13 protein-coding genes and 2 pseudogenes are annotated in these 18449 nt (G+C 48.3%); 6 read left to right on the plus strand and 9 right to left on the minus strand.

Features of this window, described 5'->3' with window-relative positions; genetic code table 11:
- Positions 1 to 32: 32 nt before the first annotated feature.
- Positions 33 to 1378, minus strand: a pseudogene (locus IUJ45_RS01940) (replication initiation factor domain-containing protein).
- Positions 1379 to 1480: 102 nt separating this feature from the next.
- Between IUJ45_RS01940 and IUJ45_RS01945 the strand changes: the two are divergent.
- Positions 1481 to 1779 (plus strand): annotated as a pseudogene (locus IUJ45_RS01945) (IS1595 family transposase); the annotation flags it as partial.
- 70 nt (positions 1780 to 1849) lie between these two features.
- Here IUJ45_RS01945 and trpD read toward each other — a convergent pair.
- Both trpD and IUJ45_RS01955 read right to left on the minus strand, forming a co-directional pair.
- Positions 1850 to 2908, minus strand: coding sequence for an anthranilate phosphoribosyltransferase (gene trpD, locus IUJ45_RS01950; protein WP_002246148.1), 1059 nt, complete (start codon positions 2906 to 2908; stop codon positions 1850 to 1852).
- Positions 2909 to 2971: 63 nt separating this feature from the next.
- On the minus strand, positions 2972 to 3562 hold the full coding sequence (locus IUJ45_RS01955; protein ID WP_002242531.1) for an aminodeoxychorismate/anthranilate synthase component II: 591 nt from the start codon (positions 3560 to 3562) through the stop codon (positions 2972 to 2974).
- 419 nt (positions 3563 to 3981) lie between these two features.
- Here IUJ45_RS01955 and znuD point away from each other — a divergent pair, with 419 nt between their 5' ends.
- The gene (gene znuD, locus IUJ45_RS01960; protein ID WP_002246147.1) at positions 3982 to 6258 is read left to right on the plus strand and encodes a TonB-dependent zinc receptor ZnuD; all 2277 of its coding nucleotides are present in this window, start codon (positions 3982 to 3984) and stop codon (positions 6256 to 6258) included.
- 975 nt (positions 6259 to 7233) lie between these two features.
- Here the strand turns inward: znuD and IUJ45_RS01965 are convergent.
- Positions 7234 to 8031: a phosphatidylserine decarboxylase gene (locus IUJ45_RS01965; protein WP_002226415.1), complete on the minus strand. Its 798-nt coding sequence runs from the start codon at positions 8029 to 8031 to the stop codon at positions 7234 to 7236.
- Positions 8032 to 8185: 154 nt separating this feature from the next.
- On the opposite strand from IUJ45_RS01965, the gene uvrA reads away from it, so the two are divergent.
- The 4 genes from uvrA (at position 8186) to IUJ45_RS01985 (ending at position 13790) form a co-directional block, all read left to right on the plus strand.
- Entirely contained in the window at positions 8186 to 11038 is a 2853-nt protein-coding gene (gene uvrA / locus IUJ45_RS01970) for an excinuclease ABC subunit UvrA (protein ID WP_082308615.1), read from the plus strand.
- 2 nt (positions 11039 to 11040) lie between these two features.
- Positions 11041 to 11898, plus strand: coding sequence for an adenine-specific DNA-methyltransferase (yhdJ, locus tag IUJ45_RS01975; protein WP_002246145.1), 858 nt, complete (start codon positions 11041 to 11043; stop codon positions 11896 to 11898).
- Between the two features lie 18 nt (positions 11899 to 11916).
- Positions 11917 to 12987 carry a hypothetical protein gene (locus IUJ45_RS01980; protein ID WP_002246144.1) on the plus strand — a complete coding sequence of 357 codons (1071 nt, stop codon included), beginning with the start codon at positions 11917 to 11919 and terminating at the stop codon, positions 12985 to 12987.
- Positions 12988 to 13385: 398 nt separating this feature from the next.
- Positions 13386 to 13790, plus strand: a complete 405-nt coding sequence (locus IUJ45_RS01985) for an REP-associated tyrosine transposase (RefSeq protein ID WP_002246143.1) — start codon at positions 13386 to 13388, stop codon at positions 13788 to 13790.
- A gap of 171 nt (positions 13791 to 13961) precedes the next feature.
- Here IUJ45_RS01985 and sucD read toward each other — a convergent pair whose 3' ends face one another.
- The 5 genes from sucD to IUJ45_RS02010 all read right to left on the minus strand — a co-directional run bounded on the left by sucD (position 13962) and on the right by IUJ45_RS02010 (position 18394).
- Complete coding sequence (sucD, locus tag IUJ45_RS01990) at positions 13962 to 14852, minus strand: succinate--CoA ligase subunit alpha (protein WP_002221113.1); 891 nt, start codon at positions 14850 to 14852, stop codon at positions 13962 to 13964.
- 10 nt (positions 14853 to 14862) lie between these two features.
- Entirely contained in the window at positions 14863 to 16029 is a 1167-nt protein-coding gene (gene sucC, locus IUJ45_RS01995; protein ID WP_002246142.1) for an ADP-forming succinate--CoA ligase subunit beta, read from the minus strand.
- A 98-nt stretch (positions 16030 to 16127) separates the two neighbouring features.
- Positions 16128 to 16415 (minus strand): hypothetical protein, encoded by a 288-nt coding sequence (locus IUJ45_RS02000; RefSeq protein WP_002225316.1) that lies wholly within the window; start codon positions 16413 to 16415, stop codon positions 16128 to 16130.
- Positions 16416 to 16509: 94 nt separating this feature from the next.
- Positions 16510 to 17943, minus strand: coding sequence for a dihydrolipoyl dehydrogenase (lpdA, locus tag IUJ45_RS02005; protein ID WP_002246141.1), 1434 nt, complete (start codon positions 17941 to 17943; stop codon positions 16510 to 16512).
- A gap of 259 nt (positions 17944 to 18202) precedes the next feature.
- A complete protein-coding gene (locus IUJ45_RS02010; protein WP_002246140.1) occupies positions 18203 to 18394 on the minus strand; it encodes a hypothetical protein in 192 nt (63 codons plus the stop codon).
- Positions 18395 to 18449: the final 55 nt, after the last annotated feature.

Consider the following 18449-nt stretch of genomic DNA (forward strand, 5'->3'; position numbering starts at 1 on the left):
TTGTGTGATTAAACGTCTTTCGGGCAGACACTTTAAGCCCATGAAATCGGTAGTCTTGCGAATTTGTCGTAAATGAAGTTGTTATAGCTTTCTTCATTGTTGACGTGTTTTTGCTGTTCAAGCTGTTTTTCAAGATTCTCGTAATATTCGTACATATAGTAAGGGTCTTTGTACGGTTTGAATGCGGGCTGTTCATGAATGGCTTGAGCTTTCAAAAAGGCGCAGTCGTAGGCTTCGGGAGCCAAAGACTTGGGCAGCTTGTGATGACTCGGCTCAATCAGTTCAAACAGTTTGGCTTTGTCCAATTCGGGAAAAATGAATTTCAGACCGTTTGCCGCACGTCCAAACTGTTTTTTTACCCATTCAAGGTAGCGGTCGGCTGAAATGACCTTATCTTCCTTAACCGCGTGTATGCGCGTTGCCTTTTGGACGAATCGTTCGCAAATCGGATATGCGCCGCCGAAATATTCGCCCGGATTCTGCAAAACTTCGAAAGGGATAACGATATCTTTTGCTTTGAATTCAATTTCAAATCGCGTCCATGTGCTTGTTTTATCGCCCAACTGCTTGCCTTTTTCATAGACGCGGACATATTTGGACGATTCACGGGAGCCGATACCATAGGTCTTGCCTTTGGTCATTTTGGCTTCATCGTCTTCTTCCCAATCTGACCCCAAACATTCGCCTTTTGGTTTGACGTGATGACAGGTAAACATACCTTTATTTCGGTCTTCACGGGCTTGGTTCGGGCTGTATTCGCCGTTGAAAAAGTCTTTTGCGATATCAACGCGTGTTATTTTTGGGCGGATTGCATTAGTCAGGAATGCGAAAAGTCGTGATTCCCAGCCTTCTTTTGCGACGCCGCAACCGGTGCCGGTCAGTTCGAAAAGAATGGTATTGTTTTGTCCGCCAAAATGGACGCGACCGTATAGGACGTCTTCCGAACCCATCAACCAACAGCGCTCATAAAAACGCCCGCCCGAACCTTTGGACTCTTTGTAGATACCGAAACCGAAAACTTCTTCGGCGAGCATGGACGCGGCGCGAATAAAATCTTCGTCTTCCAAAAGACTTACACGAACGCCGTATTTATCGAAAAAGGGTTTTTCATGAAATGAAAAGCTAATTTGATCAATGAAAGCCGAATCTGATACACCGCGCCGAAGAGGAACGCCTAACAGGTTTCCTTTGCCGTCCGTTATGTACGTTTCGTAACATTCGAAGACTTCCTGAACCCTGCCTGCCGTTTCGGTTTCTGTACCCCCCCCCTGTTAGATAAGGGGGGAAGGTTTGAAGCGGTTGCCGGCTTCCTGCCGTCCGCTGGCGCGTCCGTCATCACGCCGGCAACCGCCTTTGTCATCCCTTGCTTATCTTCCATGGTGCGAATCCTCAAAAACGGGCAAAAAAAAAGTCCTGTTACTTGTAGAAAGTAAAGGACGTTAATTTTTGTTAATCGTCCCTTCTTAGGGACGCAATATATAAGGTTTATACCGTCGTTGTTCCTAATGCGCAATCAGCGACATTGTTGCCAATTATCCGAAAGAAAGTTAAGCCTGATGGCATTGTATACACGGATACCTTTCGTAGTTATGATGTGCTTGATATTAGTGAATTTAGCCATTTACGTAAGTTTAACGGCATTCCCAAAGAGCATTTGGGGCTGCATTTAAAGAAATTCCAATGGCATTTGAAATAGAATCTCAAATTCAGATTTTAAGACAATTAGTTAATGGGAATTTGGTCTGGTTATCTAGTACAACCCCAAAAGTTTTTATATAAAAACAGTTTGGTAAGTTCTCTTCGTGAAGTGCTTATGTTTTGCCACAAAAGTTCCATAATCATGGCGGCATCACCCAAGCTCCATCCTTCCAAGAAAATGGCATCTTTGTTGTGGTTGAAAACCGACAAACTCCTCTTTTTTCGATTTGGCCCTGCCTGAATCGATGGCTTCCCGTGCGGCAGATATGCCGTCTGAAAGCGAAGCAGCGACATTTCCGGCATACAGGGCGGCGGCGGTGTTGAGCAATACGATATCGCGCGCAGCCCCTTCTCTTCCTTCCAGCACCTCATTCATTTTCAACAAAGATTCCTGAGTATTGGCAACTTTGATTTCATCCAAATTGCGGCGGGTTTCGATACCGAAATCTTCTGGGCGGATGTCGTATTCGCTGATTTTTCCGTCTTTGAGCTCGGCAACGCGTGTTTTGCCCGTCAGTGTAATTTCATCCAAACCGCCCTCCCCGCAAACAACCAAAACATGCTTGGAGCCGAGCTGTTGCAATACTCTGGAAAGGATGCCGCACAAATCGGTGTGGAACACGCCCAAAAGCTGGTTCGGCGCGCCCGCAGGATTCGTTAACGGACCCAATATGTTGAAAATACTTCGGAAACCGAGCGAACGGCGCACCGGGGCGACATAGCGCATAGCGCTGTGGTGATTGGGTGCGAACATAAACCCTATACCGGTCTGGCTGATACTTTGGGCAATCTGTTCGGGAGTCAGGTTGAGGTTTGCGCCCATTTGCTCCATCACGTCAGCCGCACCGCTGGAGGAAGAGACCGACCGGCCTCCGTGTTTGGCAACCTTCGCGCCTGCCGCTGCGGCAACAAACATCGAAGTCGTCGAAATATTGAAGGTTTTGGCACCATCCCCGCCCGTACCGACGATATCGACCAGCCCCTCTGCATTCTCCAGCGGCACTTTTGTCGCAAACTCGCGCATGACGGCTGCAGCTGCGGTAATTTCGGAAACGGTTTCAACCTTGATACGCAATCCTGTCAAAATCGCCGCAATTTGTTCGGGCGGCACTTTTCCGCTCATCATTTGGCGCATCAAGTCGGTCATTTCATCGTAAAACAACTCATTATTGCTGATTAATCGTTCGATAGCCTGTTGCGGTGTAATCATTTTTTGTCCTCCGTTCAATATTCGGACGAAAATGCCGTCTGAAGGGCTTCAGACGGCATCACGTCAGATTTTTTGCGGTTTGAAGTTTTGAAATTCAACTAAAAAATTGTTTAACATATCATGTCCGTGTTCGGTCAGCAGAGCTTCAGGGTGGAATTGTACCCCCTCGACGGCATATTCCTTATGGCGCACACCCATAATCTCGCCGTCCTCAGTCCAAGCCGTTACTTCCAAACATTCGGGCATCGTATTCCGATCGATAACGAGGCTGTGATAACGCGTACAGGTAACCGGATTGGGCAAACCCTTAAACATACCCTTGCCCGAATGGGACACGGGCGACACCTTACCGTGCATCAGCGTTTTGGCGCGGACTATCCTGCCGCCGAACGCCTCGCCTATCGTCTGATGCCCGAGGCACACGCCCATAATCGGCAGCCGGCCGGCAAAATGGCGCATCGCCGCCACGGAAATCCCCGCTTCTTTGGGCGAACACGGGCCGGGTCCGATAACGAGATATTGCGGATTCAATGCCTCGATTTCTTCCAACGTAATATCATCGTTGCGGCGCACGGCGACTTCCTGCCCCAATTCAGCGAAATACTGGACGATGTTGTAAGTAAAACTGTCGTAATTGTCGATAAACAAAAGCATTTTGTGATTAACCTATTGATTTATAATTTGTTTGTTATTAACTGCATTTCCGATACCACCATCCATACCCCTTATATCTTAGCGTGCCCGATGCGCCCTCGTGAACCTGGGCAGAGCCTCGCGTTCTGACAAGTACGCCATTTTGCCACCTTTTCGACCGTTCGGGAACGTGCCGTTTTTATGCACTCATAAATTTTGGTTATCCCGCAGCCGAACATAGTGGGCAAACACAGCGGAATCTGCGTCAACATCAACCGCGCCCCCGAATGACGGCGGATACAAATGGACACCGCCCGATGCCGCAACCGTTTCATTTGAAAAACTTTTGCCTATGCCCTCTGAGTGTTCTCAAAATCTTATGATATAAAAAATGTAATGTTATATAATAACAAACTTTTGAAATGCGACGAGAAGCCAAAATGGCACAAACTACACTCAAACCCATTGTTTTATCAATTCTTTTAATCAACACACCCCTCCTCGCCCAAGCGCATGAAACTGAGCAATCGGTGGGCTTGGAAACGGTTACCGTCGTCGGCAAAAGCCGTCCGCGCGCCACATCCGGGCTGCTGCACACTTCGACCGCCTCCGACAAAATCATCAGCGGCGACACCTTGCGACAAAAAGCCGTCAACTTGGGCGATGCTTTGGACGGCGTGCCGGGCATTCACGCCTCGCAATACGGCGGCGGCGCGTCCGCTCCCGTTATTCGCGGTCAAACAGGCAGGCGGATTAAAGTGTTGAACCATCACGGCGAAACAGGCGATATGGCGGATTTTTCGCCCGATCACGCCATTATGGTAGATACCGCCTTGTCGCAACAGGTCGAAATCCTGCGCGGGCCGGTTACGCTCTTGTACAGCTCGGGCAATGTGGCGGGGCTGGTCGATGTTGCCGATGGCAAAATCCCCGAAAAAATGCCTGAAAACGGCGTATCGGGCGAACTCGGATTGCGTTTGAGCAGCGGCAATCTGGAAAAACTCACGTCCGGCGGCATCAATATCGGTTTGGGCAAAAACTTTGTATTGCACACGGAAGGGCTGTACCGCAAATCGGGGGATTACGCCGTACCGCGTTACCGCAATCTGAAACGCCTGCCCGACAGCCACGCCGATTCGCAAACGGGCAGCATCGGGCTGTCTTGGGTTGGCGAAAAAGGTTTTATCGGCGTAGCGTACAGCGACCGTCGCGACCAATATGGTCTGCCTGCCCACAGCCACGAATACGATGATTGCCACGCCGACATCATCTGGCAAAAGAGCTTGATTAACAAACGCTATTTACAGCTTTATCCGCACTTGTTGACCGAAGAAGACGTTGATTACGACAATCCGGGCTTGAGCTGCGGCTTCCACGACGACGATGATGCACACGCACACACCCACAACGGCAGACCGTGGATAGACCTGCGCAACAAACGCTACGAACTCCGCGCCGAATGGAAGCAGCCGCTCCCCGGTTTTGAAGCCCTGCGCGTACATCTGAACCGCAACGACTACCACCACGACGAAAAAGCAGGCGATGCAGTAGAAAACTTTTTTAACAACCAAACGCAAAACGCCCGTATCGAGTTGCGCCACCAACCTATAGGCCGTCTGAAAGGCAGTTGGGGCGTGCAATATTTACAACAAAAATCCAGTGCTTTATCTGCCACATCCGAAGCGGTCAAACAACCGATGCTGCTTGACAATAAAGTGCAACATTACAGCTTTTTTGGTGTAGAACAGGCAAACTGGGACAACTTCACGCTTGAAGGCGGCGTACGCGTGGAAAAACAAAAAGCCTCCATCCAGTACGACAAAGCATTGATTGATCGGGAAAACTACTACAACCAGCCCCTGCCCGACCTCGGCGCACACCGCCAAACCGCCCGCTCGTTCGCACTTTCGGGCAACTGGTATTTCACGCCACAACACAAACTCAGCCTGACCGCCTCCCATCAGGAACGCCTGCCGTCAACGCAAGAGCTGTACGCACACGGCAAACACGTTGCCACCAACACTTTTGAAGTCGGCAACAAACACCTCAACAAAGAGCGTTCCAACAACATCGAACTCGCGCTGGGCTACGAAGGCGACCGCTGGCAATACAATCTGGCACTCTACCGCAACCGCTTCGGCAACTACATTTACGCCCAAACCTTAAACGACGGACGCGGCCCCAAATCCATCGAAGACGACAGCGAAATGAAGCTCGTGCGCTACAACCAATCCGGTGCCGACTTCTACGGCGCGGAAGGCGAAATCTACTTCAAACCGACACTGCGCTACCGCATCGGCGTTTCCGGCGACTATGTACGAGGCCGTCTGAAAAACCTGCCATCCCTACCCGGTAGGGAAGATGCCTACGGCAACCGTCCTTTCATCGCACAGGACGACCAAAACGCCCCTCGCGTTCCGGCTGCGCGCCTCGGCGTCCACCTGAAAGCCTCGCTGACCGACCGTATCGATGCCAACTTGGACTACTACCGCGTGTTCGCCCAAAACAAACTCGCCCGCTACGAAACGCGCACGCCCGGACACCATATGCTCAACGTCGGTGCAAACTACCGCCGCAATACGCGCTATGGCGAGTGGAATTGGTACGTCAAAGCCGACAACCTGCTCAACCAATCCGTTTACGCCCACAGCAGCTTCCTCTCTGATACGCCGCAAATGGGCCGCAGCTTTACCGGCGGCGTGAACGTGAAGTTTTAAAATCGGACAGGCAAACAAAAAAGGTTTTCAGACGGCATTCTGAAAACCTTTTTTCTTTTTAATCAATTTGTTAGGAAATATGGCAAAGACAAAGAACAAACCACTATGCCATCATTCCCATTTTCTTTGTTTCATCATTCTTGCTTTCACGCCGTCATTCTCGCAAAAGCAGAAAAATCAAAGGCAGAAACCCATCATTCCCGCGCAGGCGAGAATCCAATTCATTCGGTTTCAGCCGTTTCCGATAAATCGCCTTAGCATTTGGGTTCTAGATTCCCACTTTCGTGGGAATGACGGCGTAAAGGTTTCTGTTTTTTAAGTTTTAGGTAACTAATGAGTCGTCATTCCCGCACAGGCGGGAATCCAATTCGTTCGGTTTCAGCCGTTTCCGATAAATCGCCTTAGCATTTGGGTTCTAGATTCCCACTTTCATGGGAATGACGCGGAAAGGTTTCTGTTTTTTTTTAAGTTTTAGGTAACTAATGTGCCGTCATTCCCGCGCAGGCGGGAATCCAATTCGTTCGGTTTCAGCCGTTTCCGATAAATCGCCTTAGCATTTGGGTTCTAGATTCCCACTTTCGTGGGAATGAGGCGGAAAGGTTTCTGTTTTTTTTTAAGTTTTAGGTAACTAATGTGCCGTCATTCCCGCGCAGGCGGGAATCCAATTCGTTCGGTTTCAGCCGTTTCCGATAAATCACTGTAACGTTAAGTTCCCGGATTCCCACTTTCGTGGGAATGACGGCGTAAAGGTTTCCGTTTTTTAAGTTTTAGGTAACTAATGAGTTGTCATTCCCGCGCAGGCGGGAATCCAATTCGTTCGGTTTCAGCCGTTTCCGATAAATCGCTGTAACGTTAAGTTCCCGGATTCCCATTTTCGTGAACATAACGGTGTGAACATTAGCAAAAATTCAAAAAACCAAACTTCCTCATTCGTGTGAATGATGATACTGATATTTTCTATTTCAGTTCGCAAAATTAATCTTTCAACACATCTTGCACAGCCGCCTGAATCTTAGCCGCCACTGCCTCGATTTGCCGTTGTTCGGCAGATGGGTTTGCCGCTGTTTCAACCGGAGCAGTTTGTAAAGCAGGCTCAGATTCAGGCTCGGATTCGATTTGCGGCGCAGTCAGCGGCAAACGCGCCAATACAGTGCTGACACCGTTTACTTTATCGCCAATCGCCACTTGCGCCTGCGCATCGACAGGCAGATACATATCCACGCGCGAGCCAAAACGGATAAAGCCATAGCGTTCGCCGCGAGACAGTTTCGCACCTGCTTGGGTGTAGCACAAAATACGGCGCGCCACCAAACCGGCCACTTGAACAAAAGTAATTTCACGACCGGAAGCCGTAGTCGCCAACACCGCATTACGTTCGTTTTCCGTGCTGGCTTTGTCCAAATCCGCATTCACGAATTTGCCTTTGTTATAGACCACTTTCGTTACCGTACAATCGGCAGGCGATTTTTGCGAATGCACGTTGAACACGTTCATAAAAATACTGATTTTCAAAGCATCGACATCACGATACGGATCGCGTGCGCGCTCGACCACCACGATACGGCCGTCAACCGGACTCAACACTGCTTCAGGATTTTGCGGAATCTCACGCGCAGGGTCGCGGAAAAACTGCAGGGCAAATACGGTAAACACCCAAAACGGCAAAGACCACCAGCCGCAACACATCGACACCAGCAGGCTCAAAGCCAAACCGCCGCCAATAATCGGCCAGCCCTCACGGGCGATAATCGGGTGGGGGTAAAGACGGTTCATTTGTCATCCTTTTGTTCAAGCGGGTTAAAATTGCCGACATTATAGCGGAATCTGCCGTACTCCGCCGACAAATGCCGTCTGAACGCGGCTTCAGACGGCATCCGAGAAAGTGCTACAATACCAGTTTTCCTTTATTTTTCAGGCGGCATCCATTATGTGCAACCATCATCCCCAACATTCGCACGACAACGACACCATCCGCATACGCGGCGCGCGCACGCATAATTTGAAAAACGTCGATTTGGACATTCCGCGCCACAAGCTCGTAGTGGTAACAGGCTTATCGGGCAGCGGCAAATCATCGCTGGCGTTCGACACGCTGTATGCCGAAGGACAGCGGCGTTATGTCGAGAGCCTGTCCGCCTATGCGCGGCAGTTTTTGCAGATGATGGACAAACCCGATGTCGATTTGATCGAGGGTCTGTCGCCCGCGATTTCCATCGAGCAGAAATCCACCAGCCACAATCCGCGTTCCACCGTCGGCACGGTTACGGAAATCCACGATTACCTGCGCCTTTTGTACGCACGCGTCGGCACGCCGTATTGCCCCGAACACAATCTGCCGCTATCCAGCCAAACCGTATCTCAGATGGTCGATGCCGTATTAAAACTGCCGGAAGACACGCGCGTGATGATTCTTGCGCCGGCAGTTCGTGAGCGTAAGGGCGAGTTTGTCGACTTCTTTGCTGACTTGCAGGCGCAAGGCTTTGCCCGTGTGCGCGTGGACGGCGAGGTCTATCAGCTTGACGAAGTGCCGAAGCTGGAAAAAAACATCAAACACAATATCGACGTGGTCATCGACCGCGTGAAAGTGAAGGCGAACATCAAGCAGCGGCTGGCGGAAAGTTTTGAAACCGCGCTGCGCCACGGCAACGAGCGCGCGCTGGCGATGGAAATGGACAGCGGCGAAGAGCATTGGTTTTCCGCGCGTTTCGCCTGCCCCGTATGTTCGTACAGCCTGCCCGAATTGGAGCCGCGCCTCTTTTCGTTCAACAACCCGATGGGCTCCTGCCCGACTTGCGACGGCTTGGGCAACACCAATTTCTTCGACTCCGAAAAAGTGGTCGCGCATCCCGAATTGTCGCTGGCTTCGGGCGCGATTGACGGCTGGGACAAGCGCAACCAGTTCTATTTCCAAATGATTCAGTCGCTGGCGCGGCATTACGGTTTCGACGTGCAGGCTGCTTGGGAAACCCTACCTGCAAAAATCAAAAAAGTCGTGTTGCACGGCTCGGGCAAGGAAGTCATTGATTTCACTTACCTGTCCGAACGCGGCACCACCTTCAACCGCAGCCACGCCTTCGAAGGCATCATCCCCAATCTCGAACGCCGCTACCGCGAAACCGACAGCGAAACCGTGCGCGAAAAACTGCGCGAATACCAAAACCACCGCGCCTGCCCGAGCTGCGGCGGCGCACGTTTGCGCAAAGAAGCCCGCTACGTTTACGTCAGCGGTGAGCCGTTGCACGAAGTTTCCGCCTGGCCGCTCACCAAAACCCACCAATTCTTTGAAACACTGGATTTAGACGGCAACAAAAAACAAATCGCCGAAAAAATCCTCAAAGAAATCACCGAACGCCTCGGCTTCCTGATTAACGTCGGGCTGGATTACCTGAATTTAAGCCGCTCCGCCGAAACCCTCTCCGGCGGCGAAGCCCAGCGCATCCGCCTCGCCAGCCAAATCGGCAGCGGCCTGACCGGCGTGATGTATGTACTGGACGAACCCTCCATCGGCCTGCACCAGCGTGACAATGACCGCCTGCTGGCCACCCTCAAACGACTGCGCGATTTGGGCAACAGCGTGATTGTGGTCGAACACGACGAAGACGCCATCCGCGAAGCCGATTTCGTGGTCGATATGGGCCCCGGCGCAGGCGAACACGGCGGCAACGTATTGATTGCCGACACGCCCGAAAACGTCGCCAAATGTGAAAACTCCGTTACCGGACAATACCTCAGCGGCAAAAAATCCATTGCCGTGCCGTCTGAACGCACGCCCGTCAATCCCGGCCGAATGCTCGTCCTCAAAGGCGCGCGCGGCAACAACCTCAAAAACGTTACCCTCGAACTGCCGCTCGGTTTAATTACCTGCATCACCGGCGTATCCGGCAGCGGCAAGTCCACCCTGATTAACGACACCCTCGCCAAAATCACCGCCCGCGAACTCAACCGCGCCCAAGAAGAACCCGCCCCATACGACGACATCCGCGGCCTCGAACACCTCGACAAAGTCATCAACGTCGACCAATCCCCCATCGGTCGCACCCCGCGCTCCAACCCCGCCACCTACACCGGCCTGTTCACCCCCATCCGCGAACTCTTCGCCGGCGTACCCCTCTCGCGCGAACGCGGCTACAACGTCGGCAGATTCTCCTTCAACGTCAAAGGCGGCCGCTGCGAAGCCTGCCAAGGCGACGGCGTGATTAAAGTCGAAATGCACTTCCTGCCCGACGTGTACGTCCCCTGCGAAGTCTGCCACGGCAAACGCTACAACCGCGAAACCCTCGAAATCCAATACAAAGGCAAAAACATCAGTCAAGTCCTCGACATGGCCGTCGAAGAAGCCCGCGAATTCTTCGACGCCGTCCCCACCGTATCGCGCAAACTGCAAACCTTGATGGACGTAGGCTTAGGCTACATCCGTCTCGGCCAATCCGCCACCACCCTCTCCGGCGGCGAAGCCCAGCGCGTCAAACTCGCCTTGGAACTCTCCAAACGCGACACCGGCAGAACGCTCTACATCCTCGACGAACCCACCACCGGCCTACACTTCGCCGACATCGCCCTGCTGCTGGAAGTCATAGACCGTCTGAAAGGCAAAGGCAACTCGATAGTGATTATCGAGCATAATCTGGATGTGATTAAAACCGCCGATTGGATTGTGGACTTAGGGCCAGAAGGCGGCGACGGCGGAGGGAGGATTATTGCGGTGGGGACGCCTGAAGAAGTGGCGGAAGAGAAAAGTAGTTATACTGGAAAGTATTTAAGTATGATTCTGAAAGGCTGAAAATGAAAAAATTTGAAATACAGTTTAATAAAAACTCTACTGTTATTCTTGGAGATTGTTTAGAAGTTCTAAAAACATTACCAAGTTCAAGTGTAGATTTAATTTTTGCAGATCCTCCTTACGGAATTGGTAAAGATTTTGGGAATAATAAAGACTTTTTTGCAGATGCTTATCAATATTTAGATTGGTGTGCCTCGTGGATTGATGAATGTATGAGAGTTTTAAAAGACAACGGCACAATGTATTTAATGAGTTCTGTACAATATATGCCTATTTTAGATAGGTATGTAGATGAAAAATATTTCATTATAAATAGAATTGTTTGGTCTTACGATTCATCAGGTGTTCAAGCTAAAAATAAATTTGGCTCTACCTACGAGCCAATTCTAATGTTTACACATCACAAAAACAGCAAATATACATTTAATTCCGAAGATATTTTAATAGAGGCAAAGACAGGAGCTGAAAGAAAACTGATAGATTATCGAAAAACTCCGCCGCAGCCCTATAATGCAAAAAAGATACCTAGTAATGTATGGGAATTTAATAGAGTTCGTTACAAAATGGATGAATACGAAAATCACCCTACACAAAAACCCGAGAAGTTATTAGAGAGAATTATTTTAGCTTCAAGCAATAAAGGGGATACCATATTAGATCCATTTAGCGGCTCATTTACTACTTCTTCTGTCGCAGTACGACTAAAAAGGAAGGCAATAGGTATAGAAATTAATCCAGATTATTTTAAGATTGGTATTAGAAGAACTCATATTTCTAATGAGTATAATGGGGAATTTTTAACTAAAAACAAGATGAGAAAAACTAGCAATAAATCAAAAAAAGATCATAGTAAAACTTAAATTTAATAGAGGTTTAAAATGAAAGAATTTGTTCAAGAAATTTTAATACAGTATTACCCTGATAATTACTCTTATATCTACAACAAAAGCCCATTATTACAGTATTTGGATTCAAAAATGGGGGCAATCTATGGGAATTCTAAGACCCGTAGAAGTTTGGCTAATATATATGCCATATATTCCTTACTGCATTTCTATGCTGAAAGTAAATTTATCAATAAACCAGAAGAATACAAAAAGTTCTACGGTTTTGAATATAACAAATTGTTTTATTTCTATCGGTCATTATATGGAGGAGATAAATTACAGAATCACGCTCTAAATAGTCGTGTAAATGGAGAGTTTAAAAATAAGTTTAACGAAGAATTAATAATTATCAACAATGGAAAATATTTAATTAATATTAAATATTTATATGTTGATAATTTTGACTTGTGCCAAGTTTCTATTGATATTATAGAAAAATATATTTATCTATTAAAGTGTAAAGATAGTTTTTTAGTCGAAACAATTGAAAATTTATTTGAATCTCATGATGTCAGTGAAAAGAAAAGACAAATTTCAATTTTATTAAATGAAAAATCAGAAGCAAGAATTTTTGAAATTATTTCGTATGCGATTTTAAAGAATCATTACAAAAATATCTCTGTATTCTTTGAATATTCTAGAGATAGTTTACAAGAAGAGTTTTTAAAATTATATAAAACTGGTAGAACAAATGCTAACGATGGTGGAATTGATTTTGTAATGAAGCCATTGGGTAGATTCTTCCAGGTAACGGAAGTAAATAATTTTGATAAGTATTTGTTGGATATAGATAAAGTATTGCACTTTCCTATTACATTTGTTGTTAAAACAGAAACATCAAAGGATCAAGTTAATTCGGAATTAATCGAATATATTAATAATAAATCAAATGGTATGGAGGTAATTATTAATAGATATAAAAATGCGATTGAAGAGATTATAACTATTAACGAGTTAAATGATTGGTTAAATGAATTGTGCAATTGCGATATAGATAAATTACTTAAAGATATCGATTTATACTATAAGCTTGAGTTAAATCTATTAGCTAATGATGAATAATTAAGCAAGCCGTAGCCTGCATATCCAACCGACCGCGTGCGTGGCTGCGCCACACACCCTACCTGTGAATTATGCGGAACTTCAAAACCAACGTGTAGGGTATATGCGGTACGCACGCGGTTGCTGCTTGATTGACGGTTTGCCGTTTCAACTTTTAACTGCGTTGAAGCTAGCGCTTTCAGACGACCTCTGATATCGTCTGAAAACCTCAACTTCAACAAAGTTAAAAACTTAAACAACAAATCATTCCTTCTCCAACATCCAAACCACAAACAAAAATCCTATGGCGCGTTATCGCAGAAACTTCATTGCCGGCGGCACATTCTTTTTCACCGTCAAACTCGCCGATCCAAAATCACACCTGCTTGTCGAACGTATCGGCTTCGCGTGCGGCTTATATGGATGTGCAAAAACAATATTCCTTTGAAACCGTCGCCGTATCCGTGCTGCCGAACCACATTCACGCCATTTGGACGCTGCCGCCCGATGATGCGGATTATTCCCTACTCCGGCGGCTGATTAAAACCAAATTCTCCGCACATTTCCCTCATGCCCAAAACCTGTCTGCAAGCAAACAGCGGCGGCACGAACGCGGTATTTGGCATCGGCGTTTTTACGAACACACCGTGCGCGATGAAACGGATTTGCGGCGTTGTGCAAACCATATCCGTTCCAATCCTATCAAACAAAAAATGTCGCGAGCCGAAACAGAAACCGGAACAATCCTGCAAAAAATAATATCAGTCTTTTCAAATGCGATACTTATCCATTCCCAGACTTCAAACAAGGCGTGTGCAACCTGACTTACGGGTTTGCTCCTGTTTGACCGATAAATATTCTGACTGCCTCAAAGGGCAAAAAATAATGTGGGTATGTTGAGGCTGCCTCTTTTTGAAATGACAAACAAAATGCCGTCTGAAACCCGATTTCCGGTTTCAGACGGCATTTGATGTTTAATCAGTTGTCAAACCTGATTATGCCAAACCTTTTGCCTTCAACACTTCCAGCATCGTCGTGCCCAACTCGGCAGGGCTGCGGGTGTAAGCGATACCGGCTTTTTCGAAAGCGGCGAATTTTTCTTCGGCAGTACCTTTACCACCAGAGATAATCGCACCGGCGTGGCCCATACGTTTGCCTTTAGGAGCGGTAACACCAGCAATGTAACCTACAACAGGTTTGGTTACGTTGGATTGGATGTATTCGGCTGCTTCTTCTTCCGCAGTACCGCCGATTTCACCAATCATGATGATGGCGTCAGTATCTGGGTCTTCTTGGAAGAGTTTCAGTGCATCGATTTGGTTCATACCAGGAATCGGGTCGCCGCCGATACCGATACAGGTTGATTGACCCAAGCCCAGTTTGGTGGTTTGTGCCACGGCTTCGTAAGTCAATGTACCAGAACGGGAAATGATGCCGATGCGGCCCGGAGTGTGGATGTGGCCCGGCATAATACCGATTTTGCACTCGCCCGGAGTAATCACGCCCGGGCAGTTAGGGCCGACCAAACGGGTACCGTTGCCGTTGGTTTCCAAATAACGTTTGGCTTTGAGCATGTCCAAAGTAGGTACGCCTTCGGTAATCACAACGACCAAGCCTACGCCTGAATCAACGGCTTCAACGATAGAATCCAACACAAACGGAGCGGGAACGTAAATTACGGATGCATCCGCGCCGGTTTCTTTAACAGCTTCTTTCATGGTGTTGAATACAGGCAGGTTCAGGTGGGTTTGACCGCCTTTGCCCGGGGTAACGCCGCCGACAACTTTAGTGCCGTAAGCCAGAGCTTGTTCGGAGTGGAAAGTACCGTTTTTACCGGTGAAACCTTGAACCAATACTTTGGTGTCTTTATTAATCAATACGCTCATTCTTTTCTCCTTAGGCGTTTACGGCTGCAACAATTTTTCCGGCTGCGTCATTCAGGCCGTCTGCAGAAGTCAGTTTCAGGCCTGATTCGTTCAGGATTTTCGCGCCGAGTTCGGCGTTGTTACCTTCCAAACGAACAACGACAGGAACGTCGACGTTGATTTCTTTAACGGCTGCCACAATAGCTTCCGCAATCATGTCACAACGTACGATACCGCCGAAGATGTTGATCAATACGCCTTTAACGGATTTGTCTTCCAGAATCAGTTTGAACGCTTCAACCACGCGGTCTTTGGTAGCGCCGCCACCAACGTCCAAGAAGTTGGCAGGTTGGCCGCCTTTGAGTTTGATGATGTCCATAGTGGCCATCGCCAAACCGGCACCGTTAACCATACAGCCGATGTTGCCTTCCAGGGCAACATAGTTCAGGTCGAATTCAGAAGCTTTCAGCTCACGTTCGTTTTCTTGAGATTTGTCGCGCAATTCAGCGATTTTTGGCAGGCGGTAGAGCGCGTTGCTGTCGATACCGATTTTGCCGTCTACGCAAGCCAGTGCGCCGTTTTCGCGAACTGCCAATGGGTTTACTTCAAACAGTGCGAAGTCGTTGTCGACAAACGCTTTGTACGCGCCGGTCATCAGTTTGACGAACTCGTTGATTTGTTTGTCTTTCAAGCCCAGTTGGAACGCAACTTCGCGAGCTTGGCAAGGTTGCAGGCCAACCAGCGGATCAACGGTTACTTTGAAGATTTTTTCAGGAGTTTCGGCAGCAACTTTTTCGATTTCCACGCCGCCTTCGGTCGAAGCCATGAATGTAATGCGGCGGGTAGAACGGTCAACCACTGCGCCCAAGTACAGCTCGGTTTGAACCGGATACATGTCTTCGCAAACCAAAACGCTGTTGACAGGTTGGCCGTTGGCATCCGTTTGGTAAGTTACCAAGTTGGTGCCAATCAGGCTTTCAGCCACTTCTTTAGCTTCTTCGCGGCTTTTAACGACTTTTACGCCGCCCGCTTTACCGCGGCCGCCGGCGTGTACTTGTGCTTTGACAACAGCGAATTTGCCGCCCAATTTGTCGTAAGCTGCAGCGGCTTCTTCGCCGTTGTGTGCCAAAATACCGCCTTGTACGGGCAAACCGTAGCTAGCCAGCAGTTCTTTAGCCTGATACTCGTGTAAATTCATGGATTTCTCCTTTAGATTAGTGGAATGCCCCGAGTTTGCCTCCAAATGGCAAGCCCGTGCGTTTCAGACTACCTTTCGGCGGTCGGAAAATCGTCGTTTCACTTGCTGAAAGGCAACCACATCCGCGCCAGCAGATACATGGCTGCACCGCCTCCCCCGAGAATAAAAAAGACGATGCCTTTTTTACGCGAATTCGGACAGAGCAGATAAACGGCAAGGCTGAAACTGATAAACAACAATGCCACGCGCCAAACCAATTCTTTATCTTTGAAACGGTTGAGCGTATAAGTTTCGGTCATCATCACATACATCTGCCACAATGCGGCCATACACATGCTGATGATGCCCGCCGGTATAAAGAAAATACCGACTATTTCTTTGTTCATAATGAATGTAAATGCTGTTTGTTTGTCTGACGGAATTATAAATCAGAAAACGAAGCTCTCGGAACATTCAATTTGTCGGAGGCCTTAATGTCTATCAACCGTGCAAAGCGCGTTTGTCGGCCGCCAATGCAGCTTCGTGAACCACTTCGGACAAGGTTGGGTGGGCATGGATGATGCGGGCGATGTCTTCGCTGCTGGCAAAGAATTCGAGCGCAGTCACGCCTTCGGTAACCAATTCGCTGACAACCGGGCCAATCATGTGTACGCCCAAGATGCGGTCAGTTTTGGCATCTGCCAACACTTTAACCGTACCTTTGGCTTTGCCCATGGCCAATGCGCGACCGTTTGCACCGAAACCTGAAGTACCTTTTTTGTACTCCACGCCTTCGGCTTTGAGCTGCTCTTCGGTTTTACCCACCCAAGCGATTTCAGGATCGGTGTAAATCACGAATGGTACGTTGTTGAAGTCGATATGCGGTTTTTGACCGGCAATGCGCTCAGCAACGGCAACGCCTTCGTCGCTGGCTTTGTGTGCCAACATCGGGCCGCGAACCACGTCGCCGATTGCCCATACGTTAGGCAGGTTGGTACGGCATTCGCCATCTACTTTGATAAAGCCGCGCTCGTCTTTTTCCAAGCCTACAGCTTCGGCGTTCAGGCCTTTGGTGTTTGGAATACGGCCGATAGCAACGATCAGTTTGTCGAATACTTCGGTTTTGGCTTCGCCGGCAGCAGTTTCGTAAGCAACGGAAACGCCTTCGCCTTCAGATTTGATGTCGCCGATTTTCACGCCCAATTCAATGCTCAAGCCTTGCTCTTTGGTAAAGTATTTGAAGGCTTCTTTGGCGATTTGTTGGTCGGCGGCAGCCAGGAAGGTCGGCGCGGCTTCAAGAATGGTAACTTCCGCACCCACGCGGTTCCATACGGAACCCATTTCCAAACCAATCACGCCGGAACCGATCACGCCGAGTTTGGTAGGTACTTCAGTCAGGTTCAATGCGCCTTCGTTGTCCAAAACGTTCACGTTGTCGATAGCGACTTGTGGCAGCGGACGCGGTACGGAACCGGTGGCTACGATGACGTGTTTGGCTTCGATAACGGTTTTCTCGCCTTTGTTATCGACTTCGATTTGGTAAGCATCGCCATTTTTACCGGCAAAGGAGGCAGTACCGAACAGGCTGGTTACTTTGTTTTTTTGGAACAGGAATTTCACTCCGCCGGTCAGTTTGGTCACGATGGCATCTTTGCGCTCAATCATTTTGGCCGCGTCGAATTTTACGTCGCCGACAGTAATACCGTGTTCGGCAAAATCGTGTTGCGCAGCGTGGAAATGTTCGCTGGATTGCAACAGGGCTTTAGAAGGGATACAGCCTACGTTCAAGCAAGTACCGCCCAATGCAGGGGCATTGCCTGCTTTGTTAACGCCTGCGTCAACACAAGCGGTTTTGAAACCCAGTTGCGCGGCACGGATGGCGGCAACGTATCCGCCCGGGCCTGCACCAATCACTACTACATCATATTGAGACATTGTGTCATCCTTTGCTTTTGGCAGTATCTCAAAATAAAAACGATACTTTTCGTTTCTTTTTTATTTTGAATGACTGCGTTTTGATGGTTTTAAGAAAAGGCCGTCTGAAAGTCCATACCAGCCGATTCATTCGAATCAAATGTTTCAGACGGTCTCAATCGTTTGTTGAGCCTATTGTAGCACGATACTACATTACGCTACATCTAACTAATATGAATCAGGTAATCGAGCAGTTTAAACGCCCGATTACCTTATTTAATTACTGCTCATATTTTTTGCAATAAGATTTTTTTGCCCGTACTTTGTCGCTCAACGCGGCACAGTTAGCCTTTTGTTGGGCTTCAAAATCCGCTTGTTTTTCAGCTTTTGATTTTTCTTGCACAATAATTACTTCTTTATCGCACGCAGTTAAAACAAAAAATGATAGGGTTATTAAAGCTGCCAATTTCATTTTTATTTCCTAATAAAAATTCAGACGGCCTTTTCATTAACAAATAAAAGGCCGT

Source organism: Neisseria meningitidis (genome assembly GCF_022869645.1).
GTDB classification, from domain to species: Bacteria; Pseudomonadota; Gammaproteobacteria; order Burkholderiales; family Neisseriaceae; genus Neisseria; species Neisseria meningitidis.